The 24,895-nt window shown below is 48.8% G+C and carries 16 protein-coding genes; 8 read left to right on the plus strand and 8 right to left on the minus strand.

Going from position 1 to position 24,895, the window contains the following annotated elements:
- The first annotated feature begins 33 nt into the window (after positions 1-33).
- Positions 34-2,634, plus strand: a complete 2,601-nt coding sequence (locus R3B84_04390) for a hypothetical protein (protein MEZ6139791.1) — start codon at positions 34-36, stop codon at positions 2,632-2,634.
- Positions 2,635-2,730: 96 nt separating this feature from the next.
- Positions 2,731-3,312 carry a hypothetical protein gene (locus R3B84_04395; protein MEZ6139792.1) on the plus strand — a complete coding sequence of 194 codons (582 nt, stop codon included), beginning with the start codon at positions 2,731-2,733 and terminating at the stop codon, positions 3,310-3,312.
- Here R3B84_04395 and R3B84_04400 read toward each other — a convergent pair whose 3' ends face one another.
- A complete protein-coding gene (locus tag R3B84_04400; protein ID MEZ6139793.1) occupies positions 3,313-4,566 on the minus strand; it encodes a PQQ-binding-like beta-propeller repeat protein in 1,254 nt (417 codons plus the stop codon).
- Positions 4,567-4,753: 187 nt separating this feature from the next.
- Between R3B84_04400 and R3B84_04405 the strand changes: the two genes are divergently transcribed.
- Positions 4,754-5,716, plus strand: coding sequence for a hypothetical protein (locus R3B84_04405; GenBank protein MEZ6139794.1), 963 nt, complete (start codon positions 4,754-4,756; stop codon positions 5,714-5,716).
- Between the two features lie 7 nt (positions 5,717-5,723).
- Here the strand turns inward: R3B84_04405 and R3B84_04410 are convergent, their stop codons facing one another.
- The 4 genes from R3B84_04410 to R3B84_04425 form a co-directional block, all read right to left on the minus strand.
- Complete coding sequence (locus R3B84_04410; protein MEZ6139795.1) at positions 5,724-7,925, minus strand: DUF4139 domain-containing protein; 2,202 nt, start codon at positions 7,923-7,925, stop codon at positions 5,724-5,726.
- A 142-nt stretch (positions 7,926-8,067) separates the two neighbouring features.
- Entirely contained in the window at positions 8,068-8,847 is a 780-nt protein-coding gene (trpA, locus tag R3B84_04415; protein MEZ6139796.1) for a tryptophan synthase subunit alpha, read from the minus strand.
- Between the two features lie 166 nt (positions 8,848-9,013).
- A complete protein-coding gene (locus R3B84_04420) occupies positions 9,014-10,231 on the minus strand; it encodes a DUF6807 family protein (GenBank protein MEZ6139797.1) in 1,218 nt (405 codons plus the stop codon).
- Positions 10,232-10,254: 23 nt separating this feature from the next.
- Positions 10,255-10,620: a 4a-hydroxytetrahydrobiopterin dehydratase gene (locus R3B84_04425; GenBank protein MEZ6139798.1), complete on the minus strand. Its 366-nt coding sequence runs from the start codon at positions 10,618-10,620 to the stop codon at positions 10,255-10,257.
- 78 nt (positions 10,621-10,698) lie between these two features.
- Between R3B84_04425 and pyrE the strand changes: the two genes are divergently transcribed.
- Together pyrE and R3B84_04435 are read left to right on the plus strand one after the other, a co-directional pair.
- The gene (gene pyrE / locus R3B84_04430) at positions 10,699-11,247 is read left to right on the plus strand and encodes an orotate phosphoribosyltransferase (protein ID MEZ6139799.1); all 549 of its coding nucleotides are present in this window, start codon (positions 10,699-10,701) and stop codon (positions 11,245-11,247) included.
- Positions 11,248-11,333: 86 nt separating this feature from the next.
- Positions 11,334-12,104, plus strand: coding sequence for a hypothetical protein (locus R3B84_04435; protein ID MEZ6139800.1), 771 nt, complete (start codon positions 11,334-11,336; stop codon positions 12,102-12,104).
- Here the strand turns inward: R3B84_04435 and R3B84_04440 are convergent, their stop codons facing one another.
- Positions 12,105-17,363, minus strand: a complete 5,259-nt coding sequence (locus R3B84_04440; GenBank protein MEZ6139801.1) for a hypothetical protein — start codon at positions 17,361-17,363, stop codon at positions 12,105-12,107. It abuts the gene before it with no gap.
- 186 nt (positions 17,364-17,549) lie between these two features.
- Between R3B84_04440 and R3B84_04445 the strand changes: the two genes are divergently transcribed.
- Positions 17,550-18,863, plus strand: a complete 1,314-nt coding sequence (locus tag R3B84_04445) for a hypothetical protein (GenBank protein ID MEZ6139802.1) — start codon at positions 17,550-17,552, stop codon at positions 18,861-18,863.
- A gap of 16 nt (positions 18,864-18,879) precedes the next feature.
- On the opposite strand, the gene R3B84_04450 is transcribed toward R3B84_04445, so the two are convergent.
- Together R3B84_04450 and R3B84_04455 are read right to left on the minus strand one after the other, a co-directional pair.
- Positions 18,880-19,665, minus strand: a complete 786-nt coding sequence (locus R3B84_04450) for a sigma-70 family RNA polymerase sigma factor (GenBank protein MEZ6139803.1) — start codon at positions 19,663-19,665, stop codon at positions 18,880-18,882.
- Positions 19,666-19,933: 268 nt separating this feature from the next.
- A complete protein-coding gene (locus R3B84_04455) occupies positions 19,934-20,257 on the minus strand; it encodes a hypothetical protein (GenBank protein ID MEZ6139804.1) in 324 nt (107 codons plus the stop codon).
- A gap of 187 nt (positions 20,258-20,444) precedes the next feature.
- Between R3B84_04455 and R3B84_04460 the strand changes: the two genes are divergently transcribed.
- Both R3B84_04460 and R3B84_04465 read left to right on the plus strand, forming a co-directional pair.
- Positions 20,445-21,680 carry an efflux RND transporter periplasmic adaptor subunit gene (locus R3B84_04460; protein ID MEZ6139805.1) on the plus strand — a complete coding sequence of 412 codons (1,236 nt, stop codon included), beginning with the start codon at positions 20,445-20,447 and terminating at the stop codon, positions 21,678-21,680.
- A gap of 49 nt (positions 21,681-21,729) precedes the next feature.
- On the plus strand, positions 21,730-24,876 hold the full coding sequence (locus tag R3B84_04465) for a multidrug efflux RND transporter permease subunit (protein MEZ6139806.1): 3,147 nt from the start codon (positions 21,730-21,732) through the stop codon (positions 24,874-24,876).
- Positions 24,877-24,895 lie beyond the last annotated feature (19 nt).

The following is a 24,895-nucleotide window of genomic DNA, read 5'->3' on the forward strand; positions in this document are numbered from 1 at the left end:
ACTGAGTTTCTCTACTACAAATGGGAAGTTGTGATGATCTCGGTAGTGCTTTATGGTCGAAATGACAGCCACGGCTACAACCTTCACAAACGGGCCGCTATCAGCCTGAATTCCATCGCGGAGGTGCTAACACACCCGGGGGATGAAATTCTGTTTGTGGATTACAACACTCCCAGCGATATGCCAGTGTTTCCGGAAGCAATCGCCGATCTACTGACAGATCAATGCAAATCGTTATTGAAAATCTTTCGGGTGCGGCCAGAAATTCATCTGTCGAAATATGCCCAAAAAACCCATCTGGTTGCATTAGAGCCCATATCACGGAACATCGCCGTACGTCGATCCAATCCTTCGAACCGCTGGATATTATCGACGAATACAGATATGGTGTTTGTCCCTCGAGATCAATCGAAGAGTTTGTCCGATGTGTGTGCAACACTGGCACCCGGCTTTTATGAATTACCGCGTTTTGAAATGCCGGAACCACTTTGGGAAAGTGTTGATCGCAAAGCCAGCAACGTTCGAATCTTTTACGATTATGGCAAGCAATACCACGTTTCTGAAGTGGTTCATAGTAACGATGTTGTGATGTTTGATGGACCTGGGGATTTTCAACTGGTCGAACGGAAGGAACTCTTTGAAATTGATGGTTTTGATGAACGGATGATTCTTGGCTGGCACGTTGATTCTAATCTGTGCAAACGCCTGCAATTGAAGAACCCTGGCTATCCTAAATCACTGCTGAATGAGGTATTTGCATACCATTGCTGTCACACCAGGCAAGCCTCTTTGATGCATGGAAATATACGTTTACAGAATGATCTGGGGAAATTTGTTGATTACTTGCAGGAAACTTACTTACCAGATCAACGGGATACCTGGGGACTGCCAAATGAACAGTTTGAGGAAATTATTTTAACACCCGGTTACGAAACTCGTTTTCATCGAATGCTGGGAGCAATACAGACAAAGAATGATGCAGAATATTACGAATTTACGTTTCGCAAAGAAACCTACAACAACATGTCCTATGTCCCTGATCATATCCTGCCGTATGTAGCAGAGCAACTGACAACAGTTGATACCCGACAGGATGTTGTATATGTTGGAAACAACAAGTTAATGGCCCAAAAACTGGAACTTGCTTATCCTATGCTCAACCCAGGCAGACAATGTCGTTCATATCGCACTTCCGACCTGAAGTTGTCAGAATGTCAACCGGAGAAACTGCTTGAAAAAACGCCAGGTATCCTGATCATCGATTTCGGATTTGAAAAATCAAGACAAGATCCAGACCTCTATCCCAATCAGTTGTCCCAGGCACAATTTCAGCAACTGGACGAGCTGAAAGAGTTTTTTGAGTCGTTTGTTGCAGCAGAACGAAAATTGGCAACGAAAATCTCACAGCCTCGTACCAAAGTCATTGTCATCAATGCAATCCATTGTTTCATTGAGCATTTTGTCTCAGAACATTTATCATTCACCCACACACCACTCAGTTCGCGTACCAGGCATGGTTATGTGCTGCCGTCGCCACTTTCGGATTTTTTGCCCGCCAGACAAGCGAAAGATCGCGCAAGCAACGATTACCAGAAAGTTGTTTCATCAACGGTAACGGATCAGGAAATTACCGATTTGATCAGCAAATACCTGCTCGATCATGCCCGAAGCCAATTGTTGGCAGCAAATAGTGCGGTAGACAATGCTGCAATTGCGAAGCACGAAGCTGCTCGAGCACGTCTCGAGCAGCTTCGCTACTCTCAACAAGTTGCTCTTCCGTATGAATCTTCTCTTCCTGAGAAATCGATCCCATTCAGCAAACTCTGTTCGATCCATGACTGGGATAACCCACTATGGTCGAAGCCAGTCCGAGCGAACAATCCAAATGAAGTAAAAATGTACTTTTACGATCGCCACCGTCTGGCATGGGAGCGCATCCAAATTTCGTACGTCATCAACCAGATTACGAAAGAGTTCAGAGAGCCACGATTACTCTGTACTTCAACCAGCGAAGAGAGCTTTTGTTATCACCTGGGGAACAAGATTCACAGTGTTCATAACTGCTACATGCTGGAACAGGGTCATCATCGAGAATCGATGTTTCCTAAAGAGTTAACCCGATTGGAACTCTTTACGGATGACCTTTCGAAGATTCAATACCAGCCTGGTGGGTATGATATTTTTCTCCAACTTGGAAATATCTCTTTTACACACGGTCCGAAGACATTAACCGAATCCTTGCAGATTGCACAGCAGCAACTCTCCATCGGTGGTTATCTTATGATCGCTGCGGAAGTCGTATTGCAAAGTGAACAGCCAATGTCCTGGTTCAGTTACAAAACCCTCAACCACTCACAATTCGCTGTAAAGCTAGAACAGCTCAGTGGATTTACTTTACAACAGCCCCACTTTACCATTGATCGTGAAACTGTTGATCGCGTGCAGTTCTGGAATGGTGAACCAAAACCACACACGACGATCGTGGAAAAGGATCATGTGCGTACTTCCGCAGTTCTGGTGCTGAAAAAAACACGAGAGTGTGTTGTACAGGACACTACGCCGTTAATATTTCCTCCGCACCCACTGAAAAAGAAGTTTATCAAGCCAATACTGAAGAAATTACTTGGTCGGTAACCATTCCAATCCCCTGTTTTTCCACAAATTTCAACAATTAACTTTACTCAATCCTGCGGATCTGGTTAATTACATTTTCAATATTTGGACGCACAAATGAAAAACGTAATTTTAGCGATGGTTGTTCTTTCTCCGTTGGTGGCCAGTGCTCAGGATATGCCGCTACATACCATCATTCACCCGTCTGCCAAGTGGGAAACCTGGGGAGCTACTTTTCCGGCAGATGATCAAAAGGCCAGTTTCCAGGTTTCATCGGTGGGCAAATTAATGCTCAATGAAAAAGAAGTCAGCCCAACTGTTGAAAATGTGGCAGCGATCAGCACGTGGCACCGTGGGGGAACTCTTGCAGTGGCATTTAAGAACAGCAAATACGTTTGGGCTTATCGTATCACCAAAACAGGAGTGGATGCTGGGGATACTTATGTCACACTGCGCGTGCGGCCTATGGAAATCGATGCGATGGTTACCGCAATGTGCATCGATGCAACTGATCGCCTCTATGTTGCCTGCAAAAGCGGCATCCAGATTTTCGACCCCACTGGCAGGCTCTGTGGGGTGGTAACTCTGCCAGATAATTTGCCAGTTTCTGGGATCAGGATTACCCAATCAAAAGATGGAGTTTATCTTTATGCCCAGGGTACCAGCACAGTATTTCGCCTGCCATTGCTTGGCAAGTAATCACTTCATGGGCAGACAATACAACTTTTTGGCATCTCGCACATACAGTTTCCCATCGATCATTGCAGGGAGTGCCCGAACAGGACTTTCCAGCACTTTCACCCGTGCAAGTTCCCGATACTCTTTCGGATCTGGTTCAACAAGAATAATCTCTCCACTTTCGGTAGTCAGAATCAGCATTCCATCCACAGCAATGATTCCGGCACATCCGGTAGCTTTTTTCTTCCATCGTTGTTTGCCATTACTCCAGTCCAGGCAGGCCAGGCCGGCACCACCTTCCTGCCTGCCATCAATACCGTAGAGAAAACCATCCACTAAAACTGGAGTGTTGAAGTGACACTCCAGCCCTTCTTTGGCAGTCCAGATTTCTTTTGCATCACCAGCCGCCAATTCCAACTTCACTAACCCCGTGCTATAAGCGGTGGAAAGAAAAACTTCGTTTGAAGTACCTACGGGCACATTGGCCTGCACCGACGCACCGATCCGTGGGCGAAAAGGATACTGGCAAACCAACTTTCCCGCACTGTTAACGCACGCCAGGCCACTACGAGTAAAGAAAATTGCCACCTCCTGCCCCTGCAACTTCCCGATACGTGGGGAAGAGTAACTGGCATCATCACTTGTTACTTTCCAGATTTCTTTCCCAGTCTGCAGGTCAAACGCAACAATTCCGGCTTGTTTCCCACCGACATTGACCAGGATTTTTCCATCCATTTGGAGTGGGGAAGTTGCAACGCCAAAGTAGCCTTTTTCTACTTCATAAATTGTAAGCAGATTTTTTCGCCAGATTTCTTTACCATCACTAAGTTGGTGGGATGCCAGGTCACCATCTGCACCCAGTGTGATGACCACCTGATCCAGAAGTAGTGGGGTAGCACGTGGGCCATCGTCGAATGAAAAATCATCCCGGTACTTCGTGGGGTATTTTGCCATCCACTGAACTTTACCTGTCGATGTATCAAGCGACTCCAGCACCTCATTGTTTTCAATCCGATGGAACAGGATGATCTGTTTTGTATTCCCTGCTAGACCAGCCCAACCACTGCCAACGTTGCGTTCCCAGCTTGGCTGATAATCTTTGGGAAATGTGCGGCGAAGTCCTTTCTCCTGGGAAATGCCGTTGCGTGTGGGGCCCAGGTGTTGCGGCCAATCGGCGCTATTACCCGTCTCTGCAGCGAGTAAGCCGATCAAGATCGCCTGAACCAAAATGGATCCCACTTGACCTAGCTGCGAACTCTTCCCAGTCTGCCTCATGCAAATCTCCTGCAAGATTGTTGTTATCATTGTAATGCTTCCCATCGAACTATCCATCTTACCCTGTCATTGGAAAAGTAGTTCTTTTCGCAGAATTACCGAAAGTTACTTAAGTTTGCCATCTTGTGTAGCCGATGATACCACCCGGGGTGATCTATTTGTCCGAAGTTCTCAGGGGTGCGTATTCATGACCGGACGACTTGCTTGGAAAAAGGCTTTCTGTGGTGCTCTCCTACTGAGTAGTTGCGGTTGTGAGTTATTTAATGGTAGCCGTGGGCGAAAAGTCGCTGTATTACCACCTGTGCCGGAATTAGCGGCACCTGCACCTGTTTCGCCAGATTCACCCCCGCTCCCTCCTGGTTTCAGCATGGACATGCTGCCTCCTGGTGCGAAGCTTGGTCACGTGGGTGGGCAGCCAGTAACCACGTCCCCAATTCGTCCTTTTATTCCTGATTCCCAACCGACAACACCTGTGGGGCAAATCAAGGAACAGCCATCCGTCGTCATTCCACTGCAAAGCCCACCTGCGCTCCCCTTGTTGCCAGTGGGTGATGATAAGAAAGCGGATAACACACCAAAAGAACCGATTTCGATCCTTCCCAAGCCCAAGTTAACGGAAGGAGAACCAAAATCTGTTGGCAATCCGCAACCAATTTCGACGTTACCGCTGCCAAAACCTGCAGAACCTGCACCCTTGCCGATGGATACTCAGCCCGCACCAGGTGGGGTCACTTTCCAGCCTGCACCGGCAAAACCACAACAACCCTTCACCACGGAAATCATTGGTTCACCCAAATTGGATCCTCTTCCTAAGCCGAAAGCAGTGGAACTGACGGAAACAAAACCGAAGCCAATTCCATTGAAAGACGATCAGGTGTATGGCCATGCCACGGATTATCGGTGGTTAGCAGGAGTGCTCGACTACCACCGTGGGGAAAATTGCTGGATGCTGCGGTATGCAGATTTCTCGGAAGATGATCTCCATGGTGGGAAAGTCCGCCTGGAGAACAATGCGATTCTGGATCGCTTTCACACTGGCGACCATGTGTTAGTTGAAGGCGAACTGATTTCTCAAGGTGACATCAGCTCGCGAATTCAATTCCCACTGTTTCAGGTGCGGTCCGTTAAAGAACGAACAATCGCCAAATAACCGCAACTTATTCCGCACTCAGATTTGCAAGGAAGTCATCAAGCGATTTGCGGGAAACTGCTTCGGAAGACTGGAGTGTCTTCAGTTCTTCGTGCAGTTTCTTCATCTCTGCTTCCTGATCTTCCAGCGTTTTCAGGTAATCCTTGTAAAGTTTCGATTCCTGTGGGGTTTCACGCAGATTGCGACGTAAGCGATCCTGATCCTTGGTGATGGTATCAATTCGTCGTTGTGCTACCTGAATATCCTGCCGCAGACCGTCCCACTTTGATTTCATCCCAAGGGCATCTTTCAACTTAGTTTTCAGCGATTCTGGTGCTTCTTTCAAGTTGATGAAGTAACGGATGCTGTCATCAGCGTTGTTGTTCAGAGTAATGGAAGAGCCAATCTGCCGTTCTTCCAGAATGGTATAGCTCATATCTTTCTTTGCTGGCACTGCCACTTGGAAGCGGAATACATCATTCGCTTCTTCAAGTGGTTTGCTGTTTTCGCCAACAAAGGTAAAGCCCTGGTCTTTCCGATTCGCGTGCTCAATCAACAGGGTGCGTTCTTTTTCATTGCGGTTGGAAATGTTGTAGACCATTTCTTCACGCACGAGTGTCTTGGTATAAACAATCCCCTTCACTGCTTTCACTTCGGTGATGCGGGAAGTATTGTTGCCAGTCTTGGGTGAAACTTCCATCCCCAGATCAACAGCATAGCTGATCAATCGTTCTTCATCTTTCTGTAAATCAAGAATTCGCGAATCACCAGCGTAAACGGAACCTTCAAATAACGTAATTGGCCCCTGCATCAGTGGCATGCCCGAAGTATTTTTGAACCGTAAACCCAGTAGTGGGTGCTTGGCCTGCACACCTGGGTTGTAAATGCTGACACGCTGCCCACCAACATCTTTATTGACGATTGGAAGTAACGCGGATTTCTGTCGACCCAGGGTAACTGGATGCTCAATAATGTACTGGTGGTAATCACCCAGTGCGGCTGCCGTAGCAACTGATTGCACGTTCTTGCCAAGGTCGATATCACGGTTGAGATTGTCTGCGAACTCCTTGGCACGTTGCATGTCTGACTTACGACGATTCTCATTCAATCCGCGTCCACCTGGACCACCACCAAATGCCGCACCCGGTGCTGCGGGTGCAGGTGGAGGAGGGGGTGCAAATCCACCTTCCGCTACACCATCTGCGGGCATGCCACCGAGGCCGCCGTTGGCAAAACCTCCTGTATAAGTGGGCGGTCGCAGTCCGGCAAACAGTTCCGGCTCTACTGTGGGCCGTTCAATATACAGTGGGTTGTACAAATCCATCTGGAAGGAAATTGGTCGTCCAGAAACCAGTGCCATACTGACATCATCCCAGTCTTCATCGGTGGGATTTTCAACCACTGCCCAGCCTTGCAGGAATGGGGTGCCATCTTTCTTCAGCACCAGGCGGTAGCTGGTTTTCCAGATGGGATTCTCGATGACGTAACCGACATCCACTTTCCGCTTGCCATCACCATCGAAATAAATGCTGACTGCCTTTTTCTGGGCATCGTGACTCAGGCTGAGCGTTTCCAAAGCGCGACGCATTTCGTTTTCAATCACTGGATTGGAAAATCGCAATCGCTGCACTTCGCTCAGCTTTACCGATCGCATGCCTTCCGCACACCACAGGTTCAGCACTTCTGTTTCTGCAGCACCATCTTTGGAAACCTGTTTCTGCTTTTCAACACCAACAATTTTGCCGACAAGATTGCCTGGCTGGTTGGCGTTGTTGAGCAGTGTCACTTCCACAGGTTCCCCACGTGCCTGATTCAGGATCGCAGAAAAGGTGGGATTGTTGTTCAGGTCGATTGCAAAACTACGCAGTGTGCGATCAATCGGATCGCGGGAATCATAAGTGACAGCGGAAATGCGACCAGTTTCGGAATAATCCCGCAGGGTCATCGATTTGATCAGGTCATTGATGTCCTGTTCCTGAAAACTCAGGTCGACGCGGGCATTGTCGGTCACTTCCCCAGAACGGGTAAAGTGGGCCACACCGGAATTGAACAGGATTACCTGCGAAATTGGTAACGAAACTGCTTGTTGCAGGTCGGCATTTTTCGCTACAATCGGTTGCAATTTGCCAGCAGGCTGGTCACCAGTAACGGCCTGTTGTGTCAATACGGCAGCACTTCCAAGGATGGTGGTCAAAGCTGCTGCAATCCACCACTTACGATTCGCACGCATGCGTAGGTTTCCTCATATCTTCATTCTGTTGCCCAACGCGTGGACAACCTTTCACAATAACAACGAACAACTTGAGGAAAAGTTTGGTTGAAAAGCAAAAATTTGTCAAATATTTTCCGATTTTGAAGAAAAAGTAGCTTTTCTACAATGATTCTGTCAGACGTCCGACTAATTGACATGCGGCTTCCACGCCACCTTCATGGATGGTGCGGACGATGGCACTGCCGACGATAATGCCGTCGGCTTTCCCCTTGAGCATCTCCACCTGCTGTGGGGTACTGATCCCAAAACCAACGCATAGCGGAACTGTTGTAAGTTCTTTCAAAGCAAGCAGTTGCTGCGAAAGTTCTGCAGGCAGCGTGGTGCGTTCCCCAGTGATACCCACCACACTGACATAGTAAATAAAACCACTGGCAATCTCGGCAATCAATTTCGCCCGACTTGGCGAGGTGGTGGGGGTAATTAACGGGATCAGGCTGCAACCGGACTTGGCACATATCTGGGCAAATTCCCCCGCTTCATCTGCGACCAGATCAGGTACAATCAGGCCGTTAATTCCTGCCCGAACTGCTTGATCTACAAAGAGTTGCGGATTTTTTCGAAAAATTAATGAGTACGAAACCATCGCCACAATCGGTACAGAAACGGTGGCACGCACCGAAGCAACGGTTTCCAGGATTTTATCTAACTTGATACCCGCGTTCAGGGCACGGGTGTAAGACGCTTGAATCGTGGGGCCGTCCGCAATGGGATCGCTGAATGGGAAACCAATTTCAATCAGATCGGCCCCCGCCTGGGGCAATTGTTGCAGTAACGCTGCAGTGGTGGCTAAATTGGGGTCACCAGCGGTGATAAAAGGAATAAATGCCGTCTTCCCGGAACTTCGCAGTCGTTGAAAAAGTTCTTCGATGGAATGATTCATCAGCGATTTGTGGGGACCGTTGATGCCCCCACCCGTTGTGTCGTAGTAAATAACTTTTCAGAAATTCAACAGTTTAATGTAGTAATTGCTGACGAACCGACAGCAAACAAACGTCCCATCTTTAAGAATGAAAGGGGGGCAGGGCAAAATGATGAACTTTTCTTAATTATTTGACCGAAACCGTAATCCCACCGTCGAATGCACTGCTCAATTGGCTGCAATCTTCAGCAGTCACTTCCCCTTCTTTCACAAAAAGGCGGTATTGCAGTTTCAGTGGGTTGTTCTTGCTCAGGTCATATTCGAAGTAAGTCCCAAATCGACCGTAAGATCGCTCGCTTTGGCGGGCTTCTTTGGGATTACTGGAATGATCCACATAAACGCAGGTAAAGCGTTTATCAGCCACCACGAAGCTCATCGCTGTCCAGGCACGGTTCACCACATCGGCTGAGTTTTTGCCTTTTGGTGTCCAGTTGATCTCGGTGCCTTTGGCCCCTTTACCACTGGGACGAAGATAGTAAGTTTCTTTGGGGTTCTTTTCAACATCCTGTGCCGCACGGAAATGAAACCCTGCGTGCTGTGGGTCGCCATCGAGACGAACTTTGTCAAGCTCCGTAGTCAAAAGAGAGCGGAATTCGATGTAACGTCCACCGGGTGCAGCAATAACGTCGATCTGGCGGGTTTCTTTTGCAAAGGTTTTGCCATCCTGTCCGTTCCAGTTAATGGTAACCACCTGACGACCCAGAATCGGCCCACCTGAAGTAGCAACGGTGCTGTCGTGCTGTTGAGATTCTCCGTTACGGCAGTGCCACACATCGGCACTTTTGCCATTGTAACTGATGCGATTGAAACCAAAATAGATACCACGGTGGTGCGGGAAACGCCCTTCTGGTCCGTTGGTCAGCCGCACGGTACCACTTTCGTCATAAAGATGGTGGTACACTTTGAAGGTCGGGTTGGTCAACGCCTTCGGATTGGGGTCGAATTTCGGCCGCACGTAAGCAAGCACTTGCTTGTCTTTCGCAAACAACACTGGTGCATCACCTTCAGCATCTTTCCAGGTGAATCCTTCTGTGTTTTTGGCAGAATCGAGGGTGATTTCCACTGAAACGGGTTTTTCGGCGGACAATTCAGGCACAATTGCCACCACTTCGGCCCCAGCCCCCGTGTTCAGCGACGCGGTAGCTAACTGACAGGAAATCGACTGCCCACCGATTTTGGCAGTGGCAGAATTCATCCCTGTCGCTTGTTCTTCGGTTAGGGAAATCCGCACCAAAGCATTGGAAACGGCTTTTTTGGCGGTTAATTCCGCAGTGACAACTTTTGTTTCTGCCCATGTGGTGCTGCAAAATGCCAGCAGCACAAGAGAGGTGGCGCTTCGTCGCATGTTTTTCTCACGTTGTTAAGTGTTTAAGACTTACTGTAAACAAATTTTTCCGGATGTCCGGTACCCAGTGCCCCACCAGTGGGCCGCCAGAGCACTGTTTCTTCAATTTTCTTTGCCAGATCGAAATCTTTGTCGGTAATTCCCCCTGCAGAGTGGGTGGTCAATTTTACCCACAATTTGCCCCAGGTAATTGCCAGATCGGCATGGTGGTAAGCTGCTTCACACAGAAAACCAATTGCATTTACTGCCATCAGTGTCTGTGGCCAGCCATCTGTATTGTACTTACGCCGCAGCCAGCCATCTTCCAGATACCAGCCAGTCAGTCCCAGTTGGCTGATTTTTTCAGTTATCTCAGCTTCGGTATAAACTTTTTCTTCTTTTTTCGCCACGGTGGGATCCTGAGTGAATTCACATAAGACTATTTTAGAACTTCCCAGCAACAGATTCGATTATATAACGGGTTGATTATGGAATTGATGCAAGCAAAAGAACGTTTGAAGCAACTTTATGCGGCAAGAGCAATTGCCTTTGGCAACTTTGTCCTGGCCTCTGGAAAAACCAGCAACTACTACATTAATTCCAAAAAAGTGCTCTTTCATTCCGAAGCGATCACCATGTTGGCAGAATGCCTCTACTATGCCACCAAAGATTTGCCCATTGTGGGCATTGGCGGGCTGGAAGTGGGGGCAATTCCTATGGCCGCCGCCACCGCAATGCGGTACCACCAGGCAGGCCGCACGCTGGAAGGTTTTTTTGTGCGTAAAGAAGCAAAAGAACATGGCAGCAAAGAGCGTGTGGAAGGCCAGATCAAAGCCGGTGACCATGTTGCAGTAATTGATGATGTGTTGACCACCGGCGGGAGTGTTTTACAGGCCATTCAGGAAGTGGAAAAACTGGGGGCAATCGTCTCCCGCGTGCTGTGTGTGGTGGATCGTTTGCAGGGTGCTGGTGAGTTGCTGAAAAATTACGACTACCAGCCGATCTTCACCATCAATGACTTCATGGCTCCACAGTAAATTGAATACGATGGAAATTAAGCAGCGAACCCACCATCCGTTAAACTGCTCCATTTCTGTTGATTTCCCGTTTTGAGTATTACTGCATGGCCCTGCAATACATACCACTTTTGCAACAACAGCGAGAGTTACTTCAATTGCCACCTGGACGGGACCGTTTTGAAGAATATCTGCGAACAATCAGCTCGGATGGCCAAACGATCGATTTTCCACCGTTGACGATGTTCAATCCGATGGCAAAAGATCATGTGGCAGCACTTCTAGACGAGTATATTGCCTTGGGTGCAGATGAAATTGGTTCTGAAATTCTGAACCAATTCAGGCACATTGATTCCAGATCGTTGCAGATTAATGTTGCCTTGGTAGTCGTTGATGATTTGAAAGGTGGCTGGACGAATCGCTTTGATTACGAGTTTAAATTGCGTTTCAAGAGTTTCAGTCAACCATCTGACAATACGCTGCCAACATGGATGAAGAATTACTGGCTTTCGGCAGTGCTATGGAGTAGCGAACCAGCAAGTGAAAGAAAGATCCGGGAAGCAATCTTAACGGCTGTTCATCGCTTTGAATATGTTTGTCGCCATGGATCTGCAAGAAATCTGCGTGCGATGCTTGCACAAGAAGGCTACGTTTTGCATACCGCGGGTTGTGTAGAACCGACGCTGGATCCGGATGATCTGAACTATTCACGGGCTGTGCTGTTTTCGTATCTGGATGCTACCGATCTTCGAACATGTATCGAATGCCTCTTTGGGGATGAAGCGGGTGCCACGCTTGGATGCACTCCACGTGGACTCAGTCCGTGGGCAGGGCTAGCATTGGCACTTCATGATTTCAAGCTGAAAAACGAGTATTGATTACTTTCGCTCGGAGAGTTGTTCGAAGTATAATTTGATATTGCGGGCATAATCTTCCCCATAGCGTGCCTTCATGTCCTGGATAATCTTCGTCTGGATTTCGCCCGGGAGTTCCCCCCACCGTTTCCCTTGATGTTCCTTCGCGGCATCCCCAAGTAATTTCGGATCCAGTGGGATCGTTCCTAATTGACGTGGGGCATTCTGTGGCTGATTTCCCTGCTGATTTCCACTTGAAAACCGATTACTTAACTGCTGAGTGCTTTTTTGCAATGCATCAGCAGCTTGTTGCATCTGCTGGGCAACCTGATCCAGTTCGCCACGTTGCAAATTCTGCTGGGCCTGTTGCATCTGATTCTGTGCACGTTGAAAATCCTGCCCAGCTTGTGCTGGAGGGGAGGCAGGATCGGGCTGCAGTCTGGGCATGCTTTTGGCGGCCTGTCGAAGGTTTTCTGCCGCCTGATTTCGCTTTTCTTGATCCCCACGTGGGTTCTGGTTGTCACCTGATTGCATCGCTTCTACCGCACGCTGCATCTGCTCTGCAGAAGGATTGGCCGGGAGCTTTGCCATTTCATCGGCAAGTTCCTTCGCCTGTTCACGCAAGGATTGTTGCCGAGCCATCTGCTGTGCCTGCAGGGCACCCAGATCATATTCTAATTTCGCCATTTTCTCATTCAGCGACTTTTGTCGCTGGGCCAGTTCGGCAGCTTCCTTGCCTGCGTTTGATTGTGGCATCGCCTGACGCACTTCATCGAGCGTTCGTGCAACCTCCTCTCCTGCGGTGCGGCCCGGTCGCACATTGCCATTTTCTAACTGTGCAGCGGCTTTTTTAGCAGAAGCTGCCGCACTTGCAGACTGTTTCGAAGTGGGTGCTTGATCGCCCAGCCTGCCACGCATGGCATCGGCAAATTGCCCCACCTCTTTGGCAAGAGCCGCCTGTTCCTGCAGAATCTTACCGATCGGATTATCGGTGCGTGGGGGCTGTTGGTCCATTTCGCGACCTGCCTGCAAAGTTTCCCGTTGCAGTTTTCGCTGTTCCGCAGCCATTTCTGCCGCTTTTGCAGCCGCTTCTGTGGGATTGGCTCCCGTCATATTATTGCGGCGTGCTTCCACCTGACTGCGTATTTCAGCAAGTTTTTGCAATGATTTCGCCGCACCTTTCATCTGATCAAGTGCTGCCCCATCTTTGCCTTGTTGCAATTGCTCTTGTGCCTGGCTCATTCCCGCTTTCGCCTGCTGAAACTCTTCTGGCGAATCCTGCCCGTAACCTGCTTCCAGTTCTTTGGCTAATTCCTGCTGCTGTTCTTTCGCTTTGGTGCGTGCCCGATCGGTAGCCTGCTGTCTTTGCTGCGGGTCAGCGATTTTTGCTGCTTCTCCCAACTCTTTTTCTGTTTCTTTTGCTAACTTTTCCTGTTTTTTCGCCAACTGATCCACCTCCTCGGCTGTGGGTGGGGTAGCCGGACTCTGTTCTTGCCCGGTTCGGCTGAGTTTTTCTGCAGCTTCCTGTAACATCCGGGCCGATTCCTGCTGAGCCTGGGCCACTTCAGGTGCGGTGCCTGGTTCCGCAGCTTTTTTCAACGCACGTTCCAGTGTTTCCAATTCCGGAAGTGCCTGTAATTGTGGTACTTGCGACAATTCCTGACGCACAGCTTCTGATTGTTTCCGTGATTGTTCTACGACAGCGCGATCCTGCTTCTTCTGTAACTCGCTGGCACCACTTTCCTGCAAACGTGCGAGCCGCTCCAGCGTTTCCGATGCAGTTTCCTGTTGATTCAACTGCTGGCGTAATGTTTCCAGCTTTTCCACTGCCTGTTCTGTCGCAGCGGGAAATTGTTCCCACTGACCCTGGGAGGCGGTTTTTTCTGCAGATCGAGTCGCATTCGCCGCATCTGCTTTGCTTGCAGGAACTTCCGGAAGATGAAGTTTTTCTAATTGTTGATTGATTTCCGCCTGCTCCTGGAGCAGTTTGTTCTGCAACTGTTGATCCTGTTTCACTTCTGGCCTTTGGGCCTGCTCTGCCACCTTGCGCTGCTTCTTGGTCAGCAGATCTACCTGCTCATCATCAGGAACTTTTCCTTCCAATGCCTGTTGCAAGCGTTCCAACGATCGTCCCACCTGATTCTGGGAATTTGTGGCACCACGGGTGGGGGAATCCAGCAGTTCACCTGCAGCCTGATTCATCTGTTGCACTAGCTGCTGCTGACGCTGAACCTGGCCCGGCAGGTCGAAATCGTTCAATTTACCAGCAATTTCTGCCTGTTGTTTAGATAATCGCCGTAATTCATCCAACGTTTGTGCATCAGCCTGATTGTTTGGCTGTGTTTGCAAGTGCTGTTGCAGTTGATCAACTTTTGCTTTGATTCCTGCCTGTGTTTTCGCCAGTGCGGCCACATCCCTGCGGGCCTGGGCTAATCGTTCGGTCTTATTCGGCAATAATTCTGCGAGTTCCTGCAATTTGCGGGCGGCATCTGCTGCGATTTTCCCCGCAGACCCTGGGGCGTCTTTCAATGCTTTTTCTGCATCCTGAATTAATTTCTCTGTCTGTTTCCCTGCAATCTGGGCAGGCTGAGTAGGCAATTTCAACTCCTGCATCCCGTTGAGAATTGCTTTTTGCTTTTTCTGCAGCAAATCCACTGCTTCCTGTGTAGGCTTCGCAGCCAGTTTTTCTTCGATTTCACGTGCCAGCTGGGTCTGAAGGCGGGCTAATTGTCGGGCTGCTTCGCGTCCATTTTCGTTACCCGCAGTGGCAGCACGTAACTCCTGGGAAAGGCGGTCCAGTTCCATTGCTGCTTTTTCCTGCTGAATCAGTGAGGCATTCGCATCTCCATCCCGCAGTTTATCGCTGGCATTAGCCATTTCCTGCGAATCCAGTGGGGCAATTTGCGTTCCCTGTGCAACTTCCGCCGATTGTTTTGCCAGTTCCGCAGCCCGCATTGCCAGGTCTTGCTGGCGTTTCTGAATATCTTTTAATTTTTCCTGGCGTGCCACCTGTTGCGATTCGTCGATCGCCCGGCTCAGTTCTTCCAGTTCTGCAGCAAGCTGTTCCGCTTTCGCTGCAAGTTCTTTCGATTGTTGCACTTGCATCGATTTGAGTGCGTTGCGAATCGTTTCGGATTGTTCCGCAAGTTGCTGTAATTGTGCCCGCAGTTTTGCCTGTTGTGTGGCGATATCGTCCTGATTGGCAGGATTCAGATCCTTCGCACGGTCGGCCAATTGCTGTTGTTTTTTTGCAAGCTCATCTACTTTTGCCAGATCCAGGCGGTCGCGAGCTACTTTTTCATTAAGTTCTAATAGTTTTTCAAGCCGCACAATCGAACGGTCGAGGTGGTCTTCTGCCCCTCGTACTTTGTTGATGCGGGTAATTGAATTAGCTGGCTGTTTCGCCAAAGTTAACTCTTCCCCAGCCGGATTCAGGTGCTCCTGAGCAATTGCTTCTGCTTCCTGTTGCAATTTACCCAGCGTAGGCTGATTTGCTGAATCACGTGCAATTGCAGTCAAGTCGTTGGCTGCAGCATGCGAATCAGTTGAAAGCTGATCGAGAGCTGATTTTTCTTTTTCAGGCAGTACGCGATCACTGCTGGTTTCGGCTCGAAATCGATTAACCCCACGGGTAGTGCTTTTCACCTGTTCCAGAACGGCTTTTATTTTCTCATGCAACTGGTCACGTAGCTGTAAAATCTGTTGTTCTGCCAGGGCACGTGCCTCTGGATCAATCGTCAGTTCGAACCACAAATTTTTATCAGGGTGGTAAGTTGTCTGGGGAGATAGTTTCTGTTGCGGGAACTCTCGATTATCTGTTGCCACAATGCGAAAATAAACACTGTCGCCCAACTTCAGGTTCAGTGGGATGGTGAAATCCATTTGTGGGTTCATTGTTGAAGACAGTTTTCCTGCGGGCACGTTCCATGGTAGGTGTTGCACAGAATCCTGGTTGATACGATAATCAAGCGAAATCGCCGTAAGAGCTACATCGTCAGTTACTTGCGCTGAAATGCGTATCTGTTCACCAGGTCGTACCCGCATTTTGTTCTGTTGAAGACCTTGTACATCTGCGATGACAGGTGGCTGGTCCACCATGAGATGGATTTTTTGTGGTGGAAATGAAATTTGCCGCCCATCAGTGGTGTGGGCCGTAAAAACCATCTCACCAGATACCGTTGCTAACCACCGGAGCTGAACCTGTGCGTTTTCGTCCGGGATTAAGTCGGCTAGTTTAACTGGTATTGAACCTGGATGTTCTTTTGTTGGTTTGAATGCTACCTGTACCCGCACTGGTTTCGGCTGAAACTGCAACTCCCAAGCAATATTGCTATATTGCCAAGCGGTAATTTCTGGCAGCCCAGCAATCCCTACCTGTTCAGGGGCATCAACATATGAAGGTGGGGTAATCGATGTTTTTGCGGTTCGCATTCGCACGGGCTCTACCACGGTCACATGGTGAATTTCGCTGTCAGCCACATGGGTAGTCAGGCGATAATCGAGGTCTTCGGCAACGTTTTCCAGTTGAAAATACCAGACACCATCATTCCCACGGTTCATAGGGTAAACGGTAGAAATTCCATTCTGTTGGGTTTCGAGATACACCAGTTCTGGAAGTGTGCCTTCATCTGCAGTTAATTGTGCATATCCAGTAAAAGTAACCGTTTCACCAAGATCGGCCGTGGGATTTCCAGAAGTTACCACGAGTTGATACTGAATTTTTGGTGTGGGCTGATACGACGGCAGAAAAAACCGCCGTACTTGCTGCGCGGGGTTGCCTTGGAAAATAATACCTGTTAACAAGAGAAGCAGTAGGCCGAATGCTGCCAACACTTGCCAACGGGGAAACATCGTTGGGATAGTTTGTTCCAGATCCAGTTTCTGGGCACGTACGGTGGTTTCTCGTTGTAACGCAGCAATAATTTCCGGCGACCCATGTGCCTGCTCCGACTCGGTCGCTAACTCCACACAAGTAAGCATTCGTTCTGATAAGCGGGGAAACAGGACTTCTGCCTGTGCGGCAATCTGTAAGGGGTCGACTGGCTGGAACTTGATTTTCCACCACCGACGAACGAGAAAAATGGACCATGCTGCCCAACTGAGCAATAACACCCAACGCACGGCTTGAGGCAGTGGGAAAAAAGCGTCGCATCCAACACAGAGCGCAGCGAACAGAAAGACACCCAGAATTGCCTGCAATCCTGCACGTCGGCTGTTGCGTAGTTGCATTTGGGTGCAAAGCACTAACAGCCGCGTTGCCAATTCCGGTGGTAAACTGCTCATGAATGAAATCCCACACTTATCGATATCCCGCAACAGAAATTGGCAGGATTTTTATATTCTAACCGATTCACTAATGAACATGCAATGAAAGTCGTTGGAAACGCGAAAATCGCTTCCGGGCACGTTTGACCCGCTCTGCCGGAACATGCTTTCTAAAATAACCCATAACCCTCTCAGGAATCCCAGATGTCGTATGTGAGACGCATTTTTTTAGATAATTGGTTCGGAATGCTCTGCGCATTGTGCGTGATCGCTTACATGCAGACTCGCTTGATTGGCGAAGACTACCTTCTTTATGGTTGGGATGCACAGTATTATTATTCGCTGGCTCATTCCATGGCATTTGATGCCGATCTGGATATCACCAATAACTTGCTGGATTGCCCTGGTAAGGTTTCTTACGATTGGGATGGTGATGGTACTTTCGAACAGGCCCCGAAGCTGCCATCGGGTCAATTCACCAGCAAATATCCGATGGGATTATCTGTCTTTGAATATCCGTTTCTGCAAATAGGTCGGTTGCTGAGACATATCGCTGTTGGTGCAGGGTGGCAAACTGGCTCGCCATGGGGCTATTCTCGTCTGGAAATGTCCACAGTATTTCTGGGGCTCTTACTGCTGTTTTGCCATGCTATGCAATTGATGTATCGGCTTTTGACGCTGCACTTTAGCGGATGGAAAGTAGCAATCGCATTACTGCTGGCGTGGGGCGGCACCAGCATGTTTTTTTTCACCAGCATCATGATGTTTATGGCCCATGCGGCAGCATTTACTTGCCTGACCTGGATTTGGGTGATCTGGCTGAAATTTCGGGAAAAACCAACGCCATTTCTTGTAATTCTCTTAGCGGTTTTGTTCGGGCTCTTATTCTGGATTCGCCCACAACAGATTCTGTTACTCTTTCCTCTGGCTTTAGCCAGCAGCCAACCATTTTTAACCACAATCAGGCATCAATGGTGGGGCTGGCTTGCTGGTATTGGTGTGGGGTTATTCATGCTGCTCATCCAGGCTTATGTGTATTCCCGCTGTCAGGGCTATTGGACGCTTTTCGCATATGGAGCCACCGAAGAGCGCTTCAGTTTGTTGAGGCCGGCATGGTACATTGTGCTGTTTGGCGTCGATTGTGGCTGGTTCTGGCATAGTCCGATCGTGGTTTTCTCACTGATTGGGGTACTATTTCGACATGCCAAGCTGCCACCTGGCAGCACCGCTATGCTGGTGCATATGCTGGTTCAACTCTATTTGGTGATGACGTGGTCTTCACCATACCAGGGATATACTTTTGGCTGTCGAATGGTCAGTGAATCGATGGGAATCATTGCGGTAGGTATTCTGGTGCTATTTTCACTGCCGTATCTTCGCTGGCTGGCAATCTTTGCATCCATTATCTGCGTGATTTGGACATTCACCCTGATTCAGTTGGATTATTACAATCAATGGGCACTCAACCCCCTGAATCACCTCGAAATCCTGTCAGAAGTGGTGGGATATTGGCGCTGAATCAATTAATGAAAATTTACTCATCGAGTACATAGGCAGGGGCATTCTTTCGGCAGATCCAGCGTAATTTTTCCAAGGCTTGCTGCTCAATTTGTCGAACTCGTTCGTGGGATATTTTCAGGCGTTTTGCCACCCACCGTAACGTTTGTGGAGGATGCTTGCCTAGACCATAGCGTTTGATTACCACGTACCGAAACTTAGGTTGCAGATACTTTAACAGCCTACGCACCACCAATTTCACCTCTTTTCTTTCAAGCTGCTGATTTTGCCTCTTATCAAGAATTTCGTCAGCAGGCAGTTCATGAATTGATTGAATATTGGCAAACTTATAAATCGCAAGCATCCGACGGATTAGTTTGTCCAATTCGGCAAAAAAATCACGGTAGGTCCTAAATAAGTATGAGGGAATTCTCACATGATAGCGGTGTCTGTACAAAAATCGCTGAATAGATTGATAAATCCAGTACCAGATGTAGGTGCTGGGTGCTGTCTCTTTTTCATGTTGATAACGAGCAATCCCTTTGCGAATTCCCATCACCCCTTCCTGAATCACATCTTCAAGTAGTGGTTCAGGACACTCAAAAAGATTGACAACTGACAAGACAAGTCTTAAATGATTGCACCATAAATGGTTAAGTGCCGTCAATTCACCACGTTGTGCCACGGTAAACAGTTGTTGTTCCACCTCAGGTGCCAGTGGGGGATTTTTCGGAAAAATACAATAGTGATCAGGGTTTCTGGTAGCCCAATAGTTTTGGCGGGCATTTTTTCGAAGGGATTTCTTTTCAGGCACTGGGGACATTGGCGATCTCCTCTCATTGTTAATGAGAATTAGGCACTTGTGGTCGATTTCAGGCGAAGTTATCAACCCCACCAATGAAATGCGATGTCAGAAGGTGAAAAGTTTCAGGTCTGGCCCAGAATTTGGCCAAATTCTGTTGATTGCGACCTTAAAGGTGGAGGATTTTGCACTTCGGAAACAGTACGAGCTAAAAATTACTATCATGCAATATTATTGAGTCGAAATATGTGCATAATGATGTTTATTTATCTTTCAGTGTGCGTGGTCTTCACAAAGATATAACGGGCGTAAGAATAATGGCACGATACCAAACAGTTTGTGCCAGCGCCCAGTTTGATTGGGACGCAGGCCGATGGCACCGGGCACATTGACGTGCCACACCAGTTCGGTCGAGAATCAGGTTACTCATTTTTTCTTCATGTTCAACTATTTCACTGGCTGACACCCCACGTCGGTAGAGTTCGACATGGATCAGTTCGACAGCAAGTGGTTCCAGACCTAATCGATAGGCGGTAATTCGATCTAATAGATCAATGGTTTCTGCATTGCGAATGTTCTGTGCGAGGCGATCGGTAGGGGTCAAATTACTCATGCAATTTTCATATTTGCGGATGCTAGCACGGTTTCGTGCAATTTTTTGAAGTTATTCCGACTAAACGTAGAGAATTTTGGCAAAATGGTAAATCGTTTGATTGGAAAGTGGCATAGAAACGTCAATAATAGTCCGAGCGGTCTAATTTTCTAAACTGCTGGTTTTTGTTCACCTGGTTGGACCTTCGATGTACAAAATTGCCTTCATGTGGTGTGTCACTTCCGTTGTTTGTGTGATGCTGGCGGGCTGTCAGAAGAAAAAACCACCAATGCAGGCTCCACCACCCCCCGCTGTAACTGTAGTAGCACCACAATTACTACAGGTGTTTGATTATGGCTACTACACTGGCCACCTGGAAGCTGCCGAGCGAGTTGAAATTCGTGCGCGGGTTAAAGGGAAAATCAAAGAAATTCTGGTTCCGGAAGGAAAAGTCGTTCAGGTGAATACGCCGTTATACGTGATCGAACCAGAAGAATATCAGGCGGTTGTGAACGAAGCGAAAGCGGGGCTGGAACGTGCAAAAGCAGAGCTGAAACGTAGTGAAGTTGAGCTGGAACGTGCTACGAATAACCGGATTCGGGCAGATCGCCTGCATGCCACCAACACCATTTCAGACGAAGAATATGTGCAGGTGAAGGCAGCAGAAAAGGTTGCCTCCGCATCTGTGGAGTTGGCCGTGGCAACAGTAAATGAGCAGAAAGCGAAAGTGGATACTGCCACTTTGAATCTGGGCTATGCAGTCATCAAAGCACCAATTACTGGTCGGATCAGCCGCACTTATGTGACTGAAGGGAATCTGGTGGGGTACAGCGATCCCACGTTGCTGACGATTATGGTGACAAATGATCCCATCTACGTTTATTTTGATGTGCCTGAATCGGATGCGATCCGCTATTCCGAAAAAATGATTTCACAGGGGCTGCCCGCACCTTCAGACAATAAAATCCCGATCGATGTGGGGGTGACTACTGAAAAAGAATATCCCCACGATGGAAAAATCAATTTTCGAGAGCCGAAGTTTGAGCCGGGCACAGGTACGGTGCGATACCGTGGCCAACTGGATAATCCCAACGGCAAGCTATCATCGGGAATGTATGCCCGCGTTCGTGTTAAGTGGGGCGGTGGCAGCAAAAAACTGTGCGTCCCAGCTCAATCGGTACTTTCCGATATTCAGGGCAACTACGTTCTGGTTGTAAATGCGGAAAATAAAGTAGTTCGGAAGGCGGTAGATCGTGGCGTGCAACTGGGTGCGTACTACGCAATAGAAAAAGGGCTGGAAGCAACTGACCGTGTTATTATGATTGGGATGCAAAAATCTCGTCCGGGTGGTGAAGTGAAACCCCAGCAAGGAAAGCCGCCTGAATTGCCAGAAACCGATCCGATGGGATCAAAGAAAGACCCACCCACTCCAAAAGCAGAATAGTTCGATTTTTGTACTGCTTTGATGATCAACTAATTACCAACAAACCAAGATGATATCGACATTTTTCATCGATCGGCCTGTTTTCGCCAACGTGATCGCAATTTTCACAGGAATCTTCGGGCTGGTGGCGTTGTTTCGCCTGCCAGTCGAAAGATATCCGGAAATTACCCCACCCACGGTGGTGGTGAGTGCATCCTACCCTGGTGCGGACGCCCAGGTAATTGCCGATACCGTGGCTGCACCCATTGAACAGGAAGTCAATGGTGTCGAAAATATGATGTACATGACAAGTACCTGCTCATCGGATGGTGGGTATTCACTGACAATTACTTTTGAAATTGGCACAAATCTCGAAGAAGCCCAGGTTCAGGTACAAAACCGTCTGGCAGTTGCAGAACCATTGTTGCCGGAAGATGTCAGACGCCAGGGTGTATCGGTGAAAAAACGATCGGCCAACATTATTATGGCCGTGGCATTAACATCGGAAGATGGCACATTCAGCGGCTTGGATTTATCAAACTATGCGATTCTACGGATGCGGGATGAGCTGAGCCGTGTTGATGGTGTCGGCGATATTTTAATTCGCGGACAGGGTGCCTATGCGATGCGCGTCTGGCTGGATCCGGATGCTATGGCAGCGAAGCAGATTACCACCAATGAAGTGGTTGCTGCCTTGCGCAGGCAAAATGTGCAGGTGACAGCAGGCCAGATTGGTCAGCCTCCCACAGAAGCCGATCAACAGCTCCAGTATTCAGTTACAACCAAAGGTCGTTTGACCAACGCGGAAGAATTTCAGGGGATCATTCTGAAACGGGGACCAGAGGGTCAAATAACCTACCTGCGTGATGTCGCCCGCGTGGAGCTGGGTGCCCAGAGTTACGATTCATTTTCTGCAAAAACGGGAACTCCCGCTTCCAATTTGCTGGTCTACCAGTTGCCTGGTTCCAATGCGATGGACGTGGCTGATCGTGTCAAGAAACGGATGGAAGAGATTTCCAGCACACTACCGAAGGGCATGGAGTATTCGATTCCGTTTGATACAACCCGGTTTGTGCGGCAGGCAATTTCAGAAGTATATCGCACGCTGATCGAAGCAGGTATTCTGGTGCTGATTGTGATTCTGGTCTTTTTGCAAAGCTGGCGGGCGTTGCTGGTGCCCACCACGACCGTACCGGTAACCATCATTGGTGCGTTTGCCTTCATGCCATTTCTTGGCTTTTCGATTAACCTGTTGACACTCTTTGGCTTGATTCTTGCGATTGGGATTGTGGTAGATGAGGCCATTGTGATTGTGGAGAACGCCGCCCACCATATTGAACGTGGGAAACCTGCCCGCGAAGCGACGATTCTAGCCATGCAGGAAGTTACCGGTCCGGTGATTGCGATTACCCTGGTGCTGATGGCGGTGTTTTTGCCCACAGCGTTTTTAGGTGGGATTACCGGCCAGTTGTACCGCCAATTTGCCTTAACAATTGCTGCAACAGCATTCATCAGTGCGGTCAATGCCTTAACATTGAAACCAGCACAATGTGCTACCTGGTTGAAGCCCCCACCCGCCCGTCGAGCCTGGCCAATTCGTGCCTTTAATACTGGATACGGTGCTATTGAAGCAGGATATGCATGGGTGATTCGCCAAACTGTGAAAGTATGGTGGGGTTTCCTGCTGATCTTTGCAGGAATTGCCGGAATGACGGGATACTGGTACACGACATTGCCAACAGGTTTTCTCCCGCAGGAAGACCAGGGCTACATCATTATTGCGGTGCAATTGCGTGACAATGCCCCACTGCAGGAAACTGCGATGGTGGGTGATAAAATGTCCGCTATCCTGAAGGAGTTCAAGGAAAAAGGTGCCACTGAAAACTGGTTTATGCTTGGTGGTTTCTCACTGTTGGATGGGACAAACTCGCCCAATGCAGCCACGATGTTTGTGGCCTGGAAAGACTGGAGTGAACGGGAAGGCAATCCCGCACTGACCCAGGATGCGATTGTCGGTCAACTTCGCCAGCGGTTTGCCGCAATCCAGGAGGCAAATATCCTCGTATTGATCCCACCATCGATCCAGGGGATTGGGGTGGCAGGCGGTTTCCAGATGCAGGTGCAGTTACGTGAAGGTGGGGAACTGCCAGATTTGCAGCAACGGATCTCCGATGTTATTGAAGCGGCTAAAAAACGGCCCGAAATCGGGGTGGCACAATCCAGTTTCCGTTCTGGTGTCCCGCAATTGTACCTCGATATTGACCGAATCAAATGTGAAAAACTAATCATCCCACTCGATGCACTCTTTGAAACGTTGCGGGCAAATCTTGGCTCTGTATACGTCAACGATTTTAACAAGTTTGGCCGTACCTATCAGGTGCGTGTTCAGGCAGAATCTGCAGAGCGGAGCAAAGCGGACGATATTTACAAACTCTACGTCCGAAATTTGTCTAATGAAATGGTACCGCTGAAAACACTGTTGAAGGTACAGGAACGTCCCGGGCCACAAAGCATTACCCGCCACAACCTCTATCCTGCAGCAGCCATTAATGGTGCTGGTGCACCCGGCATCAGTTCTGGTGAAGCACTGGAAGTGATGAAACAGGTTGCAGCGGAACAACTCCCTGATTCCATGGGTTTTGAATGGACCGGAATTGCCTATCAGGAAGCGGCCATTAGTGGTGATGAAGTGTATATTTTCGCCTTGGCAGTGCTGATGGTCTATCTGGTGCTTGCGGCCCAGTACGAAAGCTGGATTCTACCGCTGGCGGTGATTCTGGTGGTTCCTTTAGGTCTACTCGGCGTGATTGCTGCGGTTTCGTTCCGTGGGCTGGATAACAACATTTATACCCAGATTGGGGTGGTGCTGATTATCGCCCTTGCGAGCAAAAATGCCATTCTGATAGTCGAGTTTGCGCGAAAATTGCGAGAATCGGGTTTGTCGATTCGAGAATCTGCCGTCACCGCGGCTCGGAATCGCTTGCGACCGATTCTGATGACCTCTTTTGCTTTCATTATGGGTGTGGCCCCTTTGGTGTGGTCGAAAGGTGCAGGTGCGGCCAGCAGGCAGGCATTGGGTACCGCAGTGTTTGGTGGGATGTTAACTGCCACTTTTCTGGCAATTTTCTTTATTCCAGTGTTTTATGCTGTGATGCAATGGCTCTCGGAACTTCGCAGTGGGCCGAAGTTTGTCCAGCATGATTCCCCACCGCATTGATTTGTGTGTGAGAACATTG

This window comes from Zavarzinella sp., from assembly GCA_041399155.1.
Lineage (GTDB): Bacteria > Planctomycetota > Planctomycetia > Gemmatales > Gemmataceae > JAWKTI01.

Bases quoted from the DNA above. Each gene is read 5' to 3' on its own strand.
- R3B84_04400 (MEZ6139793.1), bottom strand. From the start codon at position 4,566: ATGAGGCAGACTGGGAAGAGTTCGCAGCTAGGTCAAGTGGGATCCATT.
- R3B84_04450 (MEZ6139803.1), bottom strand. From the start codon at position 19,665: ATGTCCCCAGTGCCTGAAAAGAAATCCCTTCGAAAAAATGCCCGCCAA.
- R3B84_04465 (MEZ6139806.1), top strand. From the start codon at position 21,730: ATGATATCGACATTTTTCATCGATCGGCCTGTTTTCGCCAACGTGATC.
- trpA (MEZ6139796.1), bottom strand. From the start codon at position 8,847: ATGAATCATTCCATCGAAGAACTTTTTCAACGACTGCGAAGTTCCGGG.
- R3B84_04410 (MEZ6139795.1), bottom strand. From the start codon at position 7,925: ATGCGTGCGAATCGTAAGTGGTGGATTGCAGCAGCTTTGACCACCATC.
- R3B84_04440 (MEZ6139801.1), bottom strand. From the start codon at position 17,363: ATGAGCAGTTTACCACCGGAATTGGCAACGCGGCTGTTAGTGCTTTGC.
- R3B84_04390 (MEZ6139791.1), top strand. From the start codon at position 34: ATGATCTCGGTAGTGCTTTATGGTCGAAATGACAGCCACGGCTACAAC.
- pyrE (MEZ6139799.1), top strand. From the start codon at position 10,699: ATGGAATTGATGCAAGCAAAAGAACGTTTGAAGCAACTTTATGCGGCA.
- R3B84_04455 (MEZ6139804.1), bottom strand. From the start codon at position 20,257: ATGAGTAATTTGACCCCTACCGATCGCCTCGCACAGAACATTCGCAAT.
- R3B84_04445 (MEZ6139802.1), top strand. From the start codon at position 17,550: ATGTCGTATGTGAGACGCATTTTTTTAGATAATTGGTTCGGAATGCTC.
- R3B84_04405 (MEZ6139794.1), top strand. From the start codon at position 4,754: ATGACCGGACGACTTGCTTGGAAAAAGGCTTTCTGTGGTGCTCTCCTA.
- R3B84_04435 (MEZ6139800.1), top strand. From the start codon at position 11,334: ATGGCCCTGCAATACATACCACTTTTGCAACAACAGCGAGAGTTACTT.
- R3B84_04395 (MEZ6139792.1), top strand. From the start codon at position 2,731: ATGAAAAACGTAATTTTAGCGATGGTTGTTCTTTCTCCGTTGGTGGCC.
- R3B84_04460 (MEZ6139805.1), top strand. From the start codon at position 20,445: ATGTACAAAATTGCCTTCATGTGGTGTGTCACTTCCGTTGTTTGTGTG.
- R3B84_04420 (MEZ6139797.1), bottom strand. From the start codon at position 10,231: ATGCGACGAAGCGCCACCTCTCTTGTGCTGCTGGCATTTTGCAGCACC.